This window comes from Pseudomonas sp. B21-041 (assembly GCF_024748675.1).
Classification (GTDB): domain Bacteria; phylum Pseudomonadota; class Gammaproteobacteria; order Pseudomonadales; family Pseudomonadaceae; genus Aquipseudomonas; species Aquipseudomonas neuropathica.
The window spans coordinates 4,867,982-4,884,994 of record NZ_CP087175.1 but is presented as its reverse complement, the minus strand read 5'-3'; the positions used below and the strand labels follow the sequence as shown (position 1 = coordinate 4,884,994).

The 17,013-nt window shown below is 58.0% G+C and carries 17 protein-coding genes and 1 pseudogene; 12 read left to right on the top strand and 6 right to left on the bottom strand.

The features are described from left to right. The first annotated feature begins 190 nt into the window (after positions 1–190). Positions 191–769, top strand: a complete 579-nt coding sequence (locus LOY43_RS21750) for a hypothetical protein (RefSeq protein ID WP_095048184.1) — start codon at positions 191–193, stop codon at positions 767–769. Here LOY43_RS21750 and LOY43_RS21745 read toward each other — a convergent pair. Beyond that, a complete protein-coding gene (locus LOY43_RS21745; protein ID WP_095048183.1) occupies positions 766–1,947 on the bottom strand; it encodes an aminotransferase class V-fold PLP-dependent enzyme in 1,182 nt (393 codons plus the stop codon). The genes LOY43_RS21750 and LOY43_RS21745 overlap by 4 nt on opposite strands. 31 nt (positions 1,948–1,978) lie before the next feature. Then, positions 1,979–2,215 carry a DUF3820 family protein gene (locus tag LOY43_RS21740; protein WP_003227425.1) on the bottom strand — a complete coding sequence of 79 codons (237 nt, stop codon included), beginning with the start codon at positions 2,213–2,215 and terminating at the stop codon, positions 1,979–1,981. 205 nt (positions 2,216–2,420) lie between these two features. Between LOY43_RS21740 and LOY43_RS21735 the strand changes: the two genes are divergently transcribed. Next, positions 2,421–2,888 (top strand): PA2169 family four-helix-bundle protein, encoded by a 468-nt coding sequence (locus LOY43_RS21735; protein WP_016983691.1) that lies wholly within the window; start codon positions 2,421–2,423, stop codon positions 2,886–2,888. A gap of 255 nt (positions 2,889–3,143) precedes the next feature. Here LOY43_RS21735 and LOY43_RS21730 read toward each other — a convergent pair whose 3' ends face one another. Continuing rightward, a complete protein-coding gene (locus LOY43_RS21730) occupies positions 3,144–3,614 on the bottom strand; it encodes a MaoC family dehydratase (RefSeq protein WP_003227420.1) in 471 nt (156 codons plus the stop codon). A gap of 42 nt (positions 3,615–3,656) precedes the next feature. Beyond that, positions 3,657–4,601 (bottom strand): alpha/beta hydrolase, encoded by a 945-nt coding sequence (locus tag LOY43_RS21725; RefSeq protein ID WP_095048182.1) that lies wholly within the window; start codon positions 4,599–4,601, stop codon positions 3,657–3,659. A 199-nt stretch (positions 4,602–4,800) separates the two neighbouring features. Here LOY43_RS21725 and fadD2 point away from each other — a divergent pair, with 199 nt between their 5' ends. Beyond that, positions 4,801–6,489, top strand: a complete 1,689-nt coding sequence (gene fadD2 / locus LOY43_RS21720) for a long-chain-fatty-acid--CoA ligase FadD2 (protein WP_095048181.1) — start codon at positions 4,801–4,803, stop codon at positions 6,487–6,489. A gap of 347 nt (positions 6,490–6,836) precedes the next feature. After that, positions 6,837–8,534: a long-chain-fatty-acid--CoA ligase FadD1 gene (gene fadD1 / locus LOY43_RS21715; protein WP_095048180.1), complete on the top strand. Its 1,698-nt coding sequence runs from the start codon at positions 6,837–6,839 to the stop codon at positions 8,532–8,534. A gap of 250 nt (positions 8,535–8,784) precedes the next feature. Here fadD1 and LOY43_RS21710 read toward each other — a convergent pair whose 3' ends face one another. Then, positions 8,785–9,162: a hypothetical protein gene (locus tag LOY43_RS21710; RefSeq protein WP_007917843.1), complete on the bottom strand. Its 378-nt coding sequence runs from the start codon at positions 9,160–9,162 to the stop codon at positions 8,785–8,787. A gap of 197 nt (positions 9,163–9,359) precedes the next feature. Here LOY43_RS21710 and LOY43_RS21705 point away from each other — a divergent pair, with 197 nt between their 5' ends. The 3 genes from LOY43_RS21705 to def all read left to right on the top strand — a co-directional run bounded on the left by LOY43_RS21705 (position 9,360) and on the right by def (position 11,209). After that, a complete protein-coding gene (locus LOY43_RS21705; RefSeq protein WP_027612573.1) occupies positions 9,360–9,551 on the top strand; it encodes a CsbD family protein in 192 nt (63 codons plus the stop codon). 165 nt (positions 9,552–9,716) lie between these two features. After that, positions 9,717–10,667 (top strand): YihY/virulence factor BrkB family protein, encoded by a 951-nt coding sequence (locus tag LOY43_RS21700; protein WP_007917840.1) that lies wholly within the window; start codon positions 9,717–9,719, stop codon positions 10,665–10,667. A 2-nt stretch (positions 10,668–10,669) separates the two neighbouring features. Then, positions 10,670–11,209 (top strand): peptide deformylase, encoded by a 540-nt coding sequence (gene def / locus LOY43_RS21695; RefSeq protein ID WP_095126179.1) that lies wholly within the window; start codon positions 10,670–10,672, stop codon positions 11,207–11,209. Positions 11,210–11,338: 129 nt separating this feature from the next. Here the strand turns inward: def and LOY43_RS21690 are convergent, their stop codons facing one another. Next, positions 11,339–11,758 (bottom strand): GNAT family N-acetyltransferase, encoded by a 420-nt coding sequence (locus tag LOY43_RS21690; protein WP_095048178.1) that lies wholly within the window; start codon positions 11,756–11,758, stop codon positions 11,339–11,341. A gap of 325 nt (positions 11,759–12,083) precedes the next feature. Here LOY43_RS21690 and LOY43_RS21685 point away from each other — a divergent pair, with 325 nt between their 5' ends. The 5 genes and pseudogenes from LOY43_RS21685 to LOY43_RS28930 all read left to right on the top strand — a co-directional run. Next, positions 12,084–13,025, top strand: coding sequence for a fatty acid desaturase (locus tag LOY43_RS21685; protein ID WP_258708709.1), 942 nt, complete (start codon positions 12,084–12,086; stop codon positions 13,023–13,025). Between the two features lie 141 nt (positions 13,026–13,166). Continuing rightward, entirely contained in the window at positions 13,167–13,958 is a 792-nt protein-coding gene (locus LOY43_RS21680; RefSeq protein WP_095048176.1) for a phosphate/phosphite/phosphonate ABC transporter substrate-binding protein, read from the top strand. Positions 13,959–14,147: 189 nt separating this feature from the next. Then, positions 14,148–14,675 carry a sigma-70 family RNA polymerase sigma factor gene (locus LOY43_RS21675; protein WP_095048175.1) on the top strand — a complete coding sequence of 176 codons (528 nt, stop codon included), beginning with the start codon at positions 14,148–14,150 and terminating at the stop codon, positions 14,673–14,675. After that, positions 14,672–15,685, top strand: coding sequence for an ABC transporter substrate-binding protein (locus LOY43_RS21670; protein ID WP_220556886.1), 1,014 nt, complete (start codon positions 14,672–14,674; stop codon positions 15,683–15,685). Before LOY43_RS21675 ends, LOY43_RS21670 begins: the two co-directional genes overlap by 4 nt. A 551-nt stretch (positions 15,686–16,236) precedes the next feature. Further along, a pseudogene (locus LOY43_RS28930) lies at positions 16,237–17,013 on the top strand (PAS domain-containing protein); the annotation flags it as partial.

Here is a 17,013-nt window from a genome sequence, read left to right as displayed (position 1 = left end):
AAGTCATGTAGGAGCTGTCGAGTGAAACGAGGCTGCGATCTTTTGACCTTGCTCTTGAGCGCCAACATCAAAAGATCGCAGCCTTCGGCAGCTCCTACATCGACACCGTTACGACGCGATACATAGTTACCGCACAGCCGCGTTTGCGTGGCGCTAATCTGCGTTCATCTTACGGAAGAGAGAACGCCTCATGGATGACCATCAATCAGTAGCCTTGCCACACCCACCTCTGCGGCAACGGACCATTCAAATCCCTGGCAGCTTCGATTGGCGCAAAACCGAAGGCAAGGAGCGCAACATCAGTAGCGGTGTCGAAGGCCTGCCACTGGTTTTGCGTCTGACCCTGGTCGATCTCATGACCGGTGAGCCGGTGGTTGGCGCCCGGGTCTGGATCGAACAGCACATTGGTGCCGATACGCTGTGTGGAACCCAGTCGACCGACAGTCAAGGCATCGTACGGTTTACCAGTATTTACCCGGATCGACCCTCTGGTGGTGCTTCGTGCATCGCCATGACCGTGTGCATCGCCAGCGACGATCAACATTCGCAAGCACTTCACGAAGCCTGGAACGGACGGCTGCATCTGCCCTGTGCCTGCCGCTGTGAGACCATCGGAAATGACGCCTCGCGGCTGGAGTTGCGACCGATTGCCGGGGCAGGCGTGGAGGATGGCTACTTCGGTTGCCAGACGATCGGCGTCGACACATTTGCGGTGTCGTCGCAGATCGGCCTTGCGGGCTACGAAAAGTCCACGGGCGCGGTGTTTTAGCGCAGCTCGTTCAGCGCCCGCACCAGTAACTGCATGTCGGCAGCGGTGGTGGTCAGCCCCGGTGTAATGCGGATGCTCGGCCCGCTGGCTGCGCCATGGCGCACCACGGTGAACAGGTTGTAGTCGTTGAGCAGACGTTCGGCCATCGCCTGTTGATCGTCGTGTCGAGTGAAGCGCATGGATGTGATGCCGCAATACAGCCGAGGGTCGTCGGGCGTCATCACTTCGATGCCCGGCAAGTGCCGCACCGCGCTGACCCAAAGGTTGCGCAGATAATTCAGGCGAGCGCCCTTGGCTGGTGCGCCGCCGAGGGAACGGTGCTCCTCGAACACCAGCGGCAAGGTCATCAGCGCCGGAATGTTGGGCGTGCTGTACGAAGTGCGCGCACGGATGTCATTGCCCGGGTAATGCATTTCGCCCATGTCCGGATCAATGTCGGCCAGGCGGTGTGGCGCGATATAGAGGAAGCCGAGGGTGAGCGGTGCGCCGATCCATTTGTGCAGGTTGTATCCGGCGAAAGCGATGCCGAGGGCATCAAGATCGAACTCGATCTGACCGAGTGCATGGGCGCCATCGAGGATGACATCGACGCCATGCTCTTTGGCCAGCGCGGCGATGGCTTGCACCGGCATGACCAGACCGGTGCGGTGAGTGACGTGAGTCAGGGCCATCAGCTTGACTTGCGGATGACCGACGAAGGCTTCGCGGTAAGTCTCCACCAGGCTGTCGTAGCTCGTCGGGTGCGCGTGAGCAATCTCGATCACTTCAGCGCCGCGCTGCCTGGCGAGCCAGCGCATGGCGCCTTTGACCGTGTCGTATTCCAGATCGCTGATCAGCACCTGATCGCCCGGTTGCAAGCGGTTGTAGTTGCGAATCAGCGACTGCAGGCCTTCGGTGGCATTGCGGGTGAACGCCACACTCTGCGCGCGCACGCCAATCAACTCGGCCAGTTGCGCGCGAATATCGAGGTTGTCGTGCTGCTCGAAACGCTGGCGCACGTACACCGAGTTGCTGGTGTTGATCAGCTCGATGTTGCGCTGGTATTCCTCGATCACCGTGCGCGACATGCGCCCGAAATAACCGTTTTCCAGGTTCACGGGGCCGGGTTGAACGTCGTAACGATCGGCGAACGTTCGCCAAAAGGCTTCGTCACGGGCGCGGCGGGTGTTATCGGGCATGGTCGGCTGACTCAAGAGAGAGGAAGGCGCTTCAATGGCGCGGAGCAGGTTTGCCGTGTTTGGCGCGCAGCGGTTCGAGCAGGTCCGAGAGGCCGTTATGGTCGATCTCCTGCATCAGTGCGAGCAAGCCACCGAGTTCGCCGTGCGGGAAACCTTCGCGGGCAAACCAGTTCAGGTATGGCCCCGGCAGGTCAGCAATGATCCGGCCTTTGTATTTACCGAAGGGCATTTCGCGGGTTATCAGCAGTTCGAGTTTTTCAGGATTCATCGGTGAGATCGTCTGGCTTCAAATCAGCTTGGAAAATACAGGCATTCTGCATGCAGGCCAAATGACAGATCATGCAAATAACCGTGATACAGATAGTTCACTTATCTTTAACTAGCTGATTTATAAGTATTTTTTAAAAATAAAAAAGCTGGCATGCACACTGCAATATCCCTTGCATCTTCAACCAATCGCAAGGAATTGAAAAATGACCGACATGAATAAAGAAGCCATCTCTGTACTCAATGACCTGATTGAAACCAGCAAGGACGGTCAGGAAGGGTTCAAGACTTGCGCTGAAGACATCAAGCACCCAGAACTGAAAACCCTGTTTGTAACTCGCTCCGCTGATTGCGCCACCGCTGCAGCAGAACTGCAAGCCGAAGTTCGCAAGCTGGGCGGCGATCCGGAAACTTCCACCAGCGTCAGCGGTGACCTGCACCGTCGCTGGGTCGACGTCAAAGCCATGTTCACCGGCAAAGACGAAGAGGCTGTATTGAACGAAGCAGAGCGCGGTGAAGACCATGCGCTGAAGGCCTACAAAGAAGCCCTCGAGAAAATCAGCAAGCATAATCTGGTAGGTATTCGTGACCTGGTTGAACGCCAATACCACGGCGTACAACGCAACCACGACCAGGTGAAAGCCCTGCGTAACCAGGCTCGCGCTCGTTCGTAAGCGTTTGCCGGTTATAAAAAACGCCAGCTAGTCTGGCGTTTTTTGTGTCTGGAAAAAGCACAAGCCCCTCACCCTAGCCCTCTCCCGGAGGGAGAGGGGACTGACCGAGGTGGCCGTTGGAGATACACCGACTTGAGCGATCTGAGGTGAACTCAGGTTTTGAAAAGCACGAAGATCGGCTCCCTTTCCCCCTCGCCCCCCTGGGGAGAGGCTGGGGTGAGGGGGAAAAGCTTTACCTGACACCCCGCTAATCAATCAGCCAATGCTAATCGCCGGCAAAGTCGGCAACGTCACCGTCTGCTGCTTACGCGGCGCCAGAATCTCAGCCTCACCATCCACCACCAGCTCATCACGCTGGTTGAACACACGAGTGGCAATGCGCACGCGAAACTTCGGTAGCTTCTCGAGAATTTCCAGGCGCACGGTCAGCGTGTCACCGATCTTCACCGGCTTCTGAAAGCTCATCTGCTGACCGATATAAATAGTGCCGGGCCCAGGCAGCTCGCAGGCAACGGCGGCACTGATCAGCGCACCGCTGAACATACCGTGGGCGATACGCTCCTTGAACATGCTGGCGGCAGCGAACTCGGCGTCCAGGTGCACCGGGTTGTGGTCGCCCGACATCGCGGCGAACAGCTGGATGTCGCGCTCTTCGACGGTCTTGCTGTAGCTGGCGGTCTGGCCGACTTCGAGGGCTTCGTAAGGGATGTTGGTAACCTGGGTCATCGGTCTCGATTCCTGTGACGGATTCAGTGAATCCACAAAAAATTATTCGCTGCGATGAGGTCGCGGATGGCTCAAGGCCTGATCGATCCAGGCCAGCACATCAGCGATCACTTCGTCGCGGTTGGTTTCGTTGAACAATTCGTGCCGCGCCTGCGGGTAGATCTTCAGTTGCAGGTGCTGGCTGCCGGCCGTGCGCAACGCATTGGCCAGATCTGTCAGACGCTTGCCTTCACTCACCGGATCACATTCGCCGCCGATTACCAGCAGCGGCAGGCCCGGGTCGATCTGGGCGAGATTGGACGCTTTGCTGATCTGCTGCAAGCCGCCGAGCAGGTCGATCCACAGTTGATTGGTGCAGCGAAAGCCACACAGTGGGTCGTTGGCGTACAGGTCGACCTCGGCCGGGTCGCGGCTCAGCCAGTCGAACGGTGTGCGCGCCGGTTTGAACTTGTTATTGAACGAGCCGAACGACAGCCACTCGATCAACGCGCTGCGACCCTTGCCACCCTGACGCAGTTTTTCCAGGCGAGCGATCTGCCGCGCAGCGCGGTACAGCGCAACGGGTTGAAAGTTGGAACCACTGAGAATCGCCCCGTGCAGGCTGGCGCTGTGATGCAGCAGATAACCTTGGGCGAGGTAGCTACCCATACTGTGCCCCAGCAGGATGATCGGCACACCAGGGTGCTGCTGGCCGATGTGCTGATTGAGGCTGGCTAGATCGCCGAGTACTTTGCACCAGCCGTCGTCATCGGCGAAGTGGCCGAGGGTACCGTGATTGGCGGTTTTGCCATGTCCGCGTAAATCCGGCGCGTACACGCCATATCCTTTGTCGCAAAACGTGTCCGCCAATCGCGCATAGCGGCCGCTGTGTTCGGCCATGCCATGGGCCAGCAGGATCACCGCTTTCAACGGCGCCGCCGGCAGCCATTGATTGACGAACAGGCGGCTGCGGTCACTCGCGTCCAGCCATAGGGTGTCGTGGATCATGGCGATTCCTTTGCTCAAAGTCGGATCATTGTATAGCGCGTCTGATCAGCCCACGCCACGGCAGGAAGATTCACACGATCAATGACGGCTTTGGCCATATTTGCCTCAATGGCCATAACTGCTAGTGTCCGTGAAGCTCCGCTTTTTCAGAAATGACAGAAAGCGGCCCGGATCGGCTCAGGTAAAGAGGACAAGAACAATGCAACCTGATTTCTGGAACGACAAGCGCCCGGCCGGCGTACCGCTGGACATCGACATGGGTGAGTTCAAGTCGGTGATCGAGGTGTTCGAGCGTTCCTGCAAGAAGTTCGCTGATCGCCCGGCGTTCAGCAATATGGGGATCACCCTGACTTACGCTGAACTTGAGCGGCAGAGCGCCGCCTTCGCCGGTTACCTGCAGGCGCATACCGATCTGGTTCCGGGCGATCGCATCGCCGTGCAGATGCCCAACATCCTGCATTACCCGATTGCCGTGTTCGGTGCACTGCGTGCCGGGCTGATCGTGGTCAACACCAACCCGCTGTATACCGCACGGGAGATGCGCCACCAGTTCAAGGATTCCGGCGCGCGGGCGCTGGTGTACCTGAACATGTTCGGCCAGAAGGTCCAGGAAGTACTGGCCGACACCGACATCCAATACTTGATCGAAGCCAAAATGGGCGACCTGATGCCCACCGCCAAGGGCTGGCTGGTCAACACCGTGGTCAGCAAAGTGAAGAAAATGGTCCCGGCGTATTCGCTGCCGCAGGCCATCTCCTTCAAAAGCGCACTGCGCATGGGCCGAGGTCTGGGCATCAAGCCGCTGAAGGTCAGCCTCGACGACATCGCCGTGCTGCAATACACCGGTGGCACCACCGGGCTGGCGAAAGGCGCGATGCTCACCCACGGCAATCTGGTGGCGAACATGCAGCAAGTGCGCGCCTGTCTCGCGCAACTCGGCCCGGACGGGCAGCCGCTGCTGCGCGAAGGCCAGGAAGTGATGATCGCACCGCTGCCGCTGTATCACATCTATGCCTTCACCGCGAACTGCATGTGCATGATGGTTTCCGGCAACCACAACGTGCTGATCACCAACCCGCGCGACATTGCCGGCTTCATCAAGGAGCTGAAGAACTGGCGCTTCTCCGCGCTATTGGGCCTGAACACCTTGTTCGTGGCGCTGATGGATCACCCGGATTTCAAGACCCTCGATTTCTCCAGCCTGAAGCTCACCAACTCAGGCGGCACCGCGCTGGTCAAAGCCACCGCCGAGCGTTGGGAACAGATGACCGGTTGCCGCATCACCGAGGGTTACGGCCTGACCGAAACCTCGCCAGTGGCCTGTACCAACCCGTACGGCGACCAGTCGCGGCTGGGCACGGTCGGCTTGCCGGTGCCGGGCACGTTGCTCAAAGTCATCAACGATGACGGTGTCGAACAGCCGATGGGCGAGCGCGGCGAGTTGTGCATCAAGGGCCCGCAGATCATGAAAGGTTATTGGCACAAGCCTGAGGCCACTGCCGAAGTGCTGGATGCCGAGGGCTGGTTCAAGTCCGGTGACATTGCGGTGATCGATCCGGACGGTTTCGTGCGCATCGTCGATCGCAAGAAGGACATGATCATCGTCTCCGGTTTCAACGTTTATCCGAACGAGATCGAAGACGTAGTGATGGCGCACCCGAAGGTCGCCAATTGCGCGGTGATCGGCGTGCCGGACGAGCGTTCCGGGGAGGCGGTGAAGCTGTTTGTGGTGGCGCGGGAAACCGGGGTCAGTCTCGAAGAACTCAAGGCTTACTGCAAAGAGAATTTCACTGCGTATAAGGTGCCGAAACACATCGTGTTGCGTGAGTCATTGCCGATGACGCCTGTCGGGAAAATTCTGCGGCGCGAGTTGCGCGATATCGCGTAAAAGTCAAAAACACAAAGATCGCAGCCTTCGGCAGCTCCTACCTTGGAATGCATTTCCTGTAGGAGCTGTCGAAGGCTGCGATCTTTTGCTTTAAGCCCCCGAAAACCGGGGCTTAAAAGGTGTTCTAGGATTTTTGCTCTAAAATGACTGCTAGGTAGTCTTGAGTCATGATAATGACTGTAGGGGCCGCTTTTGGCTCTAGTCGACCCTTGGCAAAGCTGCTACTCTCGGCGCGCTTTGTGACTTCTCGGCCTCTGTAAAAGCCAGATTCACCAATACCAAACACACACCAATAATAATCGCATCAAATGCGGTGAAGAATTCGCGTTGCTGAGGAGTGGGCTTCCATGATCGAAGACTTTTGGAAGGATAAATACCCGGCTGGAATTGCTGCCGACATCAATCCGGACGAGTATCCGAACATTCAGGCAGTGTTGAAGCAATCCTGCCAACGCTTCGCCAACAAACCGGCTTTCAGCAACCTGGGCAAGACAATCACCTACGGTGAGTTGTACGAATTGTCCGGTGCGTTTGCCGCGTATCTGCAACAGCATACCGATTTGCAGCCCGGCGATCGAATCGCCGTGCAACTGCCCAACGTTCTGCAGTACCCGGTGGCCGTCTTCGGTGCGATTCGCGCCGGGCTGATCGTGGTCAACACCAACCCGCTGTACACCGCGCGGGAAATGGAACACCAATTCAACGACTCCGGCGCCAAAGCCCTTGTTTGCCTGGCGAACATGGCGCATTTGGCTGAAACCGTGGTGCCGAAAACCGGCGTCAAACACGTCATCGTCACCGAAGTCGCCGACCTGCTGCCACCGATCAAGCGCCTGCTGATCAACAGTGTCATCAAGTACGTGAAGAAAATGGTTCCGGCCTATCACTTGCCAAAAGCCGTCAAGTTCAATGACGTGCTGAGCAAGGGCCAGGGTCAACCGGTGGCCGAAGCCAATCCCGACAGCGGCGACGTTGCGGTGCTGCAATACACCGGCGGCACCACGGGCGTGGCCAAGGGCGCGATGCTGACCCATCGCAACCTCGTCGCCAACATGCTGCAGTGCAAGGCGCTGATGGGTTCCAACCTCAATGAAGGTTGCGAGATCCTGATCACGCCGCTGCCGCTTTACCACATCTATGCGTTCACCTTTCATTGCATGGCGATGATGCTTATCGGCAACCACAACATCCTCATCAGCAATCCGCGCGACCTGCCGGCGATGGTCAAGGAACTGTCGAAGTGGAAGTTCAGCGGTTTCGTCGGCCTCAACACGCTGTTTGTCGCGCTGTGCAACAACGAAGGTTTCCGCAAGCTGGATTTCTCGGCGCTGAAAGTTACGTTGTCCGGCGGCATGGCCTTGCAACTGGCCGCTGCCGAGCGCTGGAAAGCGGTCACCGGTTGCGCCATCTGCGAAGGTTACGGCATGACCGAAACCAGCCCGGTGGCCACGGTCAACCCGATCCAGAACATCCAGATCGGCACCATCGGTATTCCGGTGCCATCGACCCTGTGCAAAGTCATCGATGATGCCGGTGTCGAGCAGCCGCTGGGTGAAATCGGCGAACTGTGCGTCAAGGGCCCGCAAGTGATGAAGGGTTACTGGCAGCGTCAGGAAGCCACCGATGAAATGCTCGACAGCGAAGGCTGGCTGAAGACCGGTGACATCGCGCTGATCCAGCCGGACGGCTACATGCGCATCGTTGATCGCAAGAAAGACATGATTCTGGTCTCCGGTTTCAACGTCTACCCGAACGAACTGGAAGACGTGCTGGCGACCCTGCCGGGTGTGTTGCAGTGCGCAGCCATCGGCGTGCCGGACGAGAAGTCGGGCGAGGCGATCAAGATTTTCATCGTCGCCAAACCGGGCGTCACGCTGACCAAGGAAACCGTGATGGAGCACATGCGCGCCAACGTCACGGGTTACAAGGTGCCACGTTCGGTGGAGTTCCGCGATGCGTTGCCGACCACCAACGTCGGCAAGATCCTGCGCCGCGAGTTGCGTGATGAAGAGCTGAAGAAGATCAAGGCCAAGTCCGCCGCCTAAAACACGAAGCCCCGCAGATGCGGGGCTTTTTGTTGGTGTATGCGAGGGAGTTTGCAGTGTCCGGTAAATCCTACCCCCTCACCCCAACACTCTCCCCCAGGGGGGCGAGGGGGAAGGGAGCCGATCGGGGGGCTGTTTAGAATCTGAGTTCAACTCGGAATCTCAGGTCGGCGTACCTCGTCCAGACACCTCGGTCAGTCCTCTCTCCCTTGGGAGAGGGCTAGGGTGAGGGGAAGGGGGCTGCCAAATCCTACTGACGGAACGGCGCAAAATTCACATTGGTCCCCGCCGGACGCATGTCCTGCAGATACGAGTCCTTGTCCGCACTCAATTCCAGGCTCAACGCGGCTTTACGCTTGCCTTCATTACGAATCACCAGCCCTTCCAGCTTTTCACGCAGAAACACCGTCGGCACTTTCAGGTGCAGCAGTTCGTCAGTGGCTGGCGTGTGCATCAGCAGGTGAATCCACTCGTACTGACCGATGGCCAGACGCGACACCGGCAGATCGAACCACCAGATGTTGCGGTTACGGTTCAGTTCGGCGAAGTGGCAGTTGTTGGTGCCGAGCACGGCGCCGCCCAGTTCCTTGTTGCGACGGGCGATGGCCTGCGTTTTATCGAGTTTCATAACATTCCTGCGGGATCGGTTCCTGGCGCTTGACGCCCATATGTTGCGCATTCTCGGGGCTACGCACGCAAACATAAAGCCCAACCTGCACGCCGCGACGAAATGAACCCCTGAAAATAAATGAAACTTGGCGCAAACCCGGCCAGTCAATCATTACGTACTGACTTTTCCCCCTAATTGCACCAAGGAGAAACACCATGAGTAGCACAGGCGATAAAGTAAAAGGCATGGCCAACGAAGCAGTCGGCAACGTCAAGCAAGGCGTCGGTAAAGCCACCGACAACACCAAGCTGCAAGCCGAAGGCAAACTGCAAGAGAAAAAAGGCGAGGCCCAGCAAGCGGTCGGTAAAGCCAAGGACGCCATCAAGAAAGGTGTCGACAAGGCGTAATTCAGCCTTGAACGAAATACATGAACGGCCATCCAAGGATGGCCGTTTTTGTGTCAAAAGCCTGCAGCAACCCGACGAGGTTCGCCAAACAGGCTACCGTGATGTAAAAAAACGGCCCCTGAGTCGCCACGACTTCAACCTGTATTGCGGCGAAAGGAGACGCGAATGATATTTCCAGACATGAAAGGTCTGCCCCTGCATCGGGTGATGGTGCGCACGGTCACTGAATTCGTCGACGACGAGATGTCGACCTATGCCTCGGCACTGGCCTACCAGATGCTGTTCTCGCTGTTCCCGTTCATTCTGTTCCTGATCGCCCTGATCGGTTTCCTGCACCTGCCGGACTTTTTCTCCTGGCTGCGCCTGCAATCGGAACTGGTCCTGCCACCGCAGGCGCTGGAGCAGGTCAACCCGGTGATTGACCAGTTACAGCAGTCCAAGGGTGGCCTGCTTTCCGTCGGTATCGTTATCGCCCTGTACACTGCCTCCGCGGGCGTGCGCTTGATGATGAGCGCGATGAACGCCGCGTACGACGTGGTCGAAGGCCGGCCGATCTGGAAGCGTTTTCCACTGTCGATTGTCTACACCGTCGGCATTGCCGGCATGCTCCTGGTGGCCGCTGCGCTGATGGTGCTCGGGCCGCAGGTGATGGGCTGGATCGCCGCGCAGGTGGGACTGGAAGACTTCATCGTCACCGTGTGGACCATCGCGCGCTGGCCGGTGATCGTGATTCTGATGATGGTCGCGGTGGCACTGATCTACTACGTCATGCCCGACGTCAAACAGGAATTCCGCTTCATCACCCCCGGTTCGGTATTGGCCGTGGTGGTGTGGATCATCGCCTCGTTGGGTTTCGCTTTCTACGTGAAGACCTTCGCCAACTACAACGCGATGTATGGCAGCATCGGGGCGATCATCGTGCTGTTGCTGTATTTCTACATTTCCGCTGCGGTGCTGTTGCTCGGCGCCGAGATGAACGCGGTGATCGAGCACATGTCCAGCGAGGGCAAGGATGCGGGTGAGAAAGTCCCCGGCGAACTCGATGAACATCCCAAACAACACGTCTCGGGCCTGGGCCGCGATCATTCGCTCAAGCCGGACACTGACGAAGTCTGATCATGATCCGTGAAATTCTGAAAATGGGCGACGAGCGCCTGCTGCGCATTGCCCCGCCCGTGCCAGCCGAGATGTTCGACAGCCCCGAGCTGTGGCAACTGATCGACGACATGTTCCAGACCATGGAAAGCGTCGGCGGCGTCGGCTTGGCGGCGCCGCAGATCGGTGTCGATCTGCAATTGGTGATCTTTGGTTTCGAACACAGCGAACGCTACCCGGACGCTGAAGCGGTGCCGCAGACGATCCTGATCAATCCGCTGATCACGCCGTTGAGTCCGTTGATGGAGGAGGGCTTTGAAGGGTGTCTGTCGGTGCCGGGTTTGCGTGGCGCGGTAGATCGTTATCAGCAGATCCGCTACGAAGGGTTTGATCCGAAGGGCGAGCCGATTGTGCGCATTGCTTCAGGTTTCCACGCACGGGTTGTGCAGCACGAATGCGATCACCTGATCGGCAGGTTGTACCCGTCGCGCATCACCGACTTCACTAAGTTCGGTTTTACCGAAGTGATGTTCCCGGATCTTGATCCCACAGCTGACGATTGATCCAGTGCCCAGCACATATCCCTGTGGGAGCGAACCTGCTCGCGAATGCGCAATATCAGTGACAGATTCTGTGACTGACACACCGCTTTCGCGAGCAGGCTCGCTCCCACATTGGTTTTTGCATGTCCTTCAGGATTGAGCGGGAACCCTTTCCATCGCAATCATCGGCTTGCTCCGCGCATACCGGCTCAAGCGCTCCGCCATCGCCTGCGGCAGCGCCGGGTCGAACGTGAATCCGCGTCGCTCATAAAACTCGCGCAAATCCGGATGACAGAACAGCCACACCGGCTCGCTCACATCCTGCACCGCCGCTGCAATCAGCTTTGCGGCAATGCCCTGTTCACGACACCCCGGATCAACGAACAGCCCGGTCAACCAATGCCCGCCGGACACTGGCCGCAAGCACAACGCGGCAACAATCTCGCCCCGTCGCGCGACCCACAATTGTGCCTCACGAACCGCTTTCATCGAGGACTGGTGGCTGCGGTAAAACTTGTTCATCAACGGCCATAACGACTCGTCGAGCAGGCTGTATTGGGTGTCGGGCATGGGATCGGACTGTCGGCGCTGAAAGCGGCGATTATAAAAGAACGCGCGCAACAGGATAGGTGTATACCTGAGCCTACATCCCCTGTGAGTGGAGTACGTATCATGTCCAAAGGTATGGATTCAAAGAAAGCCGCAAAGAAGAAACCGGCCAAGACCGCGATTGAAAAACGCGCAGAGAAGAAAGCCAAAAAGGTCGACATCTTCGGTCACTGATCACGCCTTTCCGGAGCCCGGTTCTCGGGCTCCTGCCTGAACCCGAAAATAATCTGCAAGATTGCACCGCGTCGTTGCACAGAAGGGGAAGAGTCCCGTTCCGAGCAATGCCATGCCCCATTACTTCGACGCCGCCCATCGTCAGCAGATCGAAACCCTGCGCCAACGCTTTACTGCCCGTACCGAGTGGCCGACCTGGTTGTTGCTGATCGGCGTCCATGGCGGCTGGTTTGCCATTGTTCTCAATAGTCATTGGCTGGGCCGTGCCTTGAGCACGCTGTTGCTGACTCCGCTGCTGGTGTTGTGGCTGTCGTTGCAGCACGAGTTGCTGCACGGGCATCCGACGCGCTGGGTTCGCTTCAACAAGATCCTTGGCTACGCGCCGTTTGCCGTGTGGTATCCGTACACGCTGTATCGCGACAGCCATTTGCTGCATCACCGTGATGAGGATCTCACCGTGCCCGGCGTCGATCCGGAAAGCCGCTATCTGACCCGCGTTGGCTGGCAGGGCAGTTCGCCGTTTGAACGCAGCTTGCACTGGTTGAACAAAACCGTGCTCGGGCGCTTTGTGATCGGCGCACCGCTGGCGCTGATGGCGCTGGCCAAAGAAGAGTTGCTGCGGCTGAAGAATGGCGAGCGCCAGGCCTGGTTGATGTGGCTGACCCACGGCCTGCTCACGTTATTGATGCTGTGGTTTGTCGCCCGTGTCAGCGTGCTGCCGGTCTGGCATTACGTGCTGCTGATCAGCGTGCCGGCGCTGTCGATTGCGATGATCCGCTCCTACTATGAACACCGCCCGCATGCGCAGCCGGAGCAGCGCACCGTCTTGAACGAAGCGGGTTGGCCATGGCGCTGGTTGTTCCTGAATCTGAATTTTCATCTGGTGCATCACGACTTGCCGAAGCTGGCGTGGTACGACTTGCCGACGGTTTACCGGATGCATCGCGAGCAATGGATCGCGCGCAGTGGCGGGTTTCTGGTGCATGGGTATGGCGAGTTCTGGCGGCGCCATGGAGTCAAGCCGATCGACAGTCCCGAGCATCCTTACCACTAACCCAAGAACACCACAAAACCCTGTGGGAGCGAGCCTGCTCGCGAAGGCGTCGTGTCAGTTGATGGATCTGTTGTCTGCCCCAGCGCTTTCGCGAGCAGGCTCGCTCCCACATTGGTTATTTGTAACTCGGGGAAAATGTGTATGGCTCAACACCACACCGAACTGCTGATGTACGTCGCCCCCGAGCCGATCCGCGCGGCCAATGAGCGCTGGATTGCGCGCATTATCGAGCAACTTGGCCACACTCGCCTGAGTGCTGAAGACCTGTCTCTGCCAGAACTCTGGCTATCCCCCGATCTGCTGCTCACGCAAACCTGCGGCTATCCACTGATGACTGCATTGCGCGGACAAGTGCGCATCGTCGGCCGCCCACGCTACGAACTGCCCGACGCCAGCGCTGGCAATCATTGCAGCCTGATCCTCGGCCACGCTGACGACCCACGCAAAACCCTGGCGGACTTTCACAACAGTCGCGGGGTGATCAACAGCGAAGACTCCAACAGTGGCATGAACCTGCTGCGTCAGCGCTTGGCGCCACTGAATCAGGACGGACAATTCTTCGCCTCGGTCGGTATCAGCGGCGGCCATCGCGAGAGCCTGCGCTGGCTACGGGAAAACCGCGCCGATCTGGCTGCCATCGACAGCGTTACCTACGCCTATCTCGCCCGGTATGTGCCTGAAGAAGTCAGCGCCTTGCGGGTGATTGCGCGCAGCGCCCTGAGCCCGACCCTGCCGTTTATTACGGTAGGTAGCGCTACGGATGAGCAGGTCGAGCAGCTCCGACAGGTAATGAATGAAACCTTGCGCGAACTCCCTGATGTCGTACAGACCTTGGGATTGCCTGAGGTGTTTGCGGCCAGTGAGCGCGATTATCAAATCCTGCTCGACTATCAGCGTGAGGCTGAAGGACTTGGCTATGGGCGCTTGCGCTAAAGATCGCAGCCTTCGGCGGCTCCTACAGGGGATCGGTGTAGGCGCTGCCGAAGGCTGCGATCTTTTGATCTTTTATTTGTAAATGGAATATAAAGATTCGTTTTAAGTATTTTTAACGAATAAGGCGCCTTGCTACGATCGCGCCACCGGAACACCGGACATTCAGCGACCCCTCATCAAGGAGCCCCTATGTCCGGCGCCGACCTTTCCCATCGTCACACCGTGGACGGCCTGTTTCGCGCCCACTATGGTTGGCTCTGTGCTTATCTGCGCCGTCATCTGCATGACGCGGCCAGCAGCGAAGACATCGCCGCCGAAACCTTCGCCCAATTGCTCGAAGCCCCAGCGCTGAGGGCCATTCGTGAACCTCGCGCCCTGCTGACGACTATCGCCCAACGCCTGCTTTATCAGCGCTGGCGACGCGGTGATCTGGAACGTCACCATCGCCAGCACATCGATGTCGATTACGCCGCTTCGCCTGAAGACCTCGTAACGCTGTCGCAAACCCTCAACCGCATCGATCACAGCTTGCAGCGCTTGCCCGGCAAAGTCCGCGCGACGTTTCTGCTCGCCCGCATCGACGGCCTGACCTACCCGCAAATCGCCACCGAACTGGGTATCTCCCAGCGTTCGGTCAGCGTGTACATGAGCCGTTCCCAAGCGCTGTGCGATCGCCACAGCGCCAACCAATTCCTGCAAAACAAGAGGTCTGCATGAGATCGATCAAAACCCTGCTCGGCACGTCGTTGCTGGCTCTGAGCCTCAGCGTTGGTACTGTTTCGGCTACGGAGAAAACCGTGCCGATCCACTTCGGCGACATCACCTGGGAGAGCGGCAGTTTCATCACCGAAGTGCTGCGCCTGATCGTTGAGAAAGGCTATGGCTACCCGACCGACACGTTGCCCGGCAGTACGGTCAGCCTTGAGGCCGCATTGGCGAAAAACGATATCCAGGTGATTGGCGAAGAATGGGCCGGGCGCAGTCCGGCGTGGGTCAAGGCGGCCGCCGAAGGCAAGGTGTTCGGTTTGGGCGATACGGTCAAAGGCGCCACCGAAGGCTGGTGGGTACCTGAGTATGTGATTAAGGGCGACCCTGAACGCGGGATCAAAGCGTTGGCGCCGGAGTTGAAGTCGGTGGCGGACCTGCCGCGCTACAAAGACGTGTTCCGCGACCCGGAAGATCCGTCTCGCGGGCGCTTCCTCAATAGCCCGACCGGCTGGACCTCGGAGATCGTCAACAGCCAGAAGCTCAAGGCTTATGCGCTAAATGACAGCTTCGTCAACTTCCGTACCGGTTCCGGCGCGGCGCTGGATGCCGAGGTGGCATCGTCGATCAAGCGTGGCAAACCGGTGTTGTTCTACTACTGGTCACCGACGCCGCTGCTTGGCAGATTCAAACTGGTCAAACTGGATGAGCCGCCATTCGATGCCGAGGCCTGGAAGACCCTGGCCGATGCCAACAATCCCAACCCCAAGGGCACCCGCTCAATGCCGGCGAGCCTGGCGATTGGCGTGTCGGCGCCGTTCAAGGCGCAGTATCCGGAGTTGGTGACGTTCTTTGAAAAGGTCGATCTGCCGATCGATCTGTTGAACCAGACACTGGCGGGGATGAGCGAAAAACGTTTGCAGCCGAGAGTGGTGGCGCAGGCGTTTTTGCGTGATCAGCCGCAGGTCTGGAAGCCTTGGGTGCCCGCGGAGGTGGCGACCAAGGTGAACGGGAGCCTGTAAGTCATTTCTGGTTTTTTTGTAGTGCTGCAACTTTTGCCTTCGCGAGCAGGGGCAGGCGTTCCAATGTGGGAGCGAGCTTGCTCGCGAAAGCGTCCGCCCCGCCAACAATTCTCCCCGCGCTGAACCGTTTCTTGTGCAAAAAGTGCCAGATACTGGCCGACTAGTGGCCTTGCGCAGGTCTTTGCACTGGCTATGCTTCCCATAACTAACTATGTCGACCGTCATGTCAAAACATGGCTGAAACACATCGTTGGTCCGTGAATTCATGCTGCCAGAGTGCGCAACCCAAGGCACCGACACTGAACCAACAAGGAGCGTCGCTTACATGGAAGTTCTTCAACGCGTTAGGGCTGGCCCGCGTGCGGGCTATCAAGAGAAGGATGTCTTGATTAGAGCGTCGCTGCATGGACGCTCCGATTGATCATCATTTATCACCTGACAACTTCCTCCCGTGGAGGAATGCGTGTGCCTGTTCTGTGGAACGTAGTGGTGGATCGTGAAAGAACTGAACTTTCATCAAATCAAAAGTCCGCGCGGAAGGTGATACAACCATGTTCAACCTACATCACAAGGCTGACCTGCAGGAAATCGAGCGCTTCAGCTGCGCCCTGACCGAGGCCAATGCCAAGTTGGCTGCGATCAGCCGCTCGATGGCAATGATCGAGTTCTCCCCTGACGGCATCGTTCTGGATGCCAATGAAAATTTTTGCAAGACCATGGGCTACAGCGCCGATGAAGTGCGTGGCAAACATCATCGGGTGTTTTGTGAAGAGATGTTCTACCGCAGTGAGGAATACGCAAAGCTGTGGCGTGACCTGGCCCGTGGTGAACCGATCAGCGGGACTTTTCTGCGTTTGAACAAGGCCGGCAGGGAAGTCTGGCTCGAAGCCAGTTACATGCCGGTGTATGGCCCGGACAAGCAAGTCCACAGCGTTATCAAAGTGGCTGCCGACATCACCGCTCGGGTGAATAAAGAACACGAAGAAGAAAGCATGCTGGCCGCGATCAGCCGTTCGATGGCGGTGATCGAATTCACCCCGGAAGGCAACGTCATTGCCGCCAACGACAATTTCCTCAAGACCATGCAGTACTCGCTCAACGAAATCGTCGGTCATCATCACAGCCTGTTCTGCCATCGTGCCGAAGCCGAGTCCGCGCAGTACAAGGCATTCTGGGCCTCGCTCAACCGTGGCGAATATCACTCTCACCGTTTCGAGCGCAAGAACAAATCGGGGCAGATGGTTTATCTCGAAGCCTCGTACAACCCGTTATTCGATGCCAAGGGCCGCTTGTACAAAGTGGTCAAGTTCGCCAGCGACATCACCCAT

Bases quoted from the DNA above. Each gene is read 5' to 3' on its own strand.
- LOY43_RS21710 (WP_007917843.1), bottom strand. From the start codon at position 9,162: ATGAAACTCGATAAAACGCAGGCCATCGCCCGTCGCAACAAGGAACTG.
- LOY43_RS21675 (WP_095048175.1), top strand. From the start codon at position 14,148: ATGTCCGGCGCCGACCTTTCCCATCGTCACACCGTGGACGGCCTGTTT.
- fadD2 (WP_095048181.1), top strand. From the start codon at position 4,801: ATGCAACCTGATTTCTGGAACGACAAGCGCCCGGCCGGCGTACCGCTG.
- LOY43_RS21685 (WP_258708709.1), top strand. From the start codon at position 12,084: ATGCCCCATTACTTCGACGCCGCCCATCGTCAGCAGATCGAAACCCTG.
- LOY43_RS21670 (WP_220556886.1), top strand. From the start codon at position 14,672: ATGAGATCGATCAAAACCCTGCTCGGCACGTCGTTGCTGGCTCTGAGC.
- LOY43_RS21740 (WP_003227425.1), bottom strand. From the start codon at position 2,215: ATGAATCCTGAAAAACTCGAACTGCTGATAACCCGCGAAATGCCCTTC.
- LOY43_RS21680 (WP_095048176.1), top strand. From the start codon at position 13,167: ATGGCTCAACACCACACCGAACTGCTGATGTACGTCGCCCCCGAGCCG.
- LOY43_RS21745 (WP_095048183.1), bottom strand. From the start codon at position 1,947: ATGCCCGATAACACCCGCCGCGCCCGTGACGAAGCCTTTTGGCGAACG.
- LOY43_RS21735 (WP_016983691.1), top strand. From the start codon at position 2,421: ATGACCGACATGAATAAAGAAGCCATCTCTGTACTCAATGACCTGATT.
- LOY43_RS21690 (WP_095048178.1), bottom strand. From the start codon at position 11,758: ATGCCCGACACCCAATACAGCCTGCTCGACGAGTCGTTATGGCCGTTG.
- LOY43_RS21700 (WP_007917840.1), top strand. From the start codon at position 9,717: ATGATATTTCCAGACATGAAAGGTCTGCCCCTGCATCGGGTGATGGTG.
- def (WP_095126179.1), top strand. From the start codon at position 10,670: ATGATCCGTGAAATTCTGAAAATGGGCGACGAGCGCCTGCTGCGCATT.
- fadD1 (WP_095048180.1), top strand. From the start codon at position 6,837: ATGATCGAAGACTTTTGGAAGGATAAATACCCGGCTGGAATTGCTGCC.
- LOY43_RS21750 (WP_095048184.1), top strand. From the start codon at position 191: ATGGATGACCATCAATCAGTAGCCTTGCCACACCCACCTCTGCGGCAA.
- LOY43_RS21730 (WP_003227420.1), bottom strand. From the start codon at position 3,614: ATGACCCAGGTTACCAACATCCCTTACGAAGCCCTCGAAGTCGGCCAG.
- LOY43_RS21705 (WP_027612573.1), top strand. From the start codon at position 9,360: ATGAGTAGCACAGGCGATAAAGTAAAAGGCATGGCCAACGAAGCAGTC.
- LOY43_RS21725 (WP_095048182.1), bottom strand. From the start codon at position 4,601: ATGATCCACGACACCCTATGGCTGGACGCGAGTGACCGCAGCCGCCTG.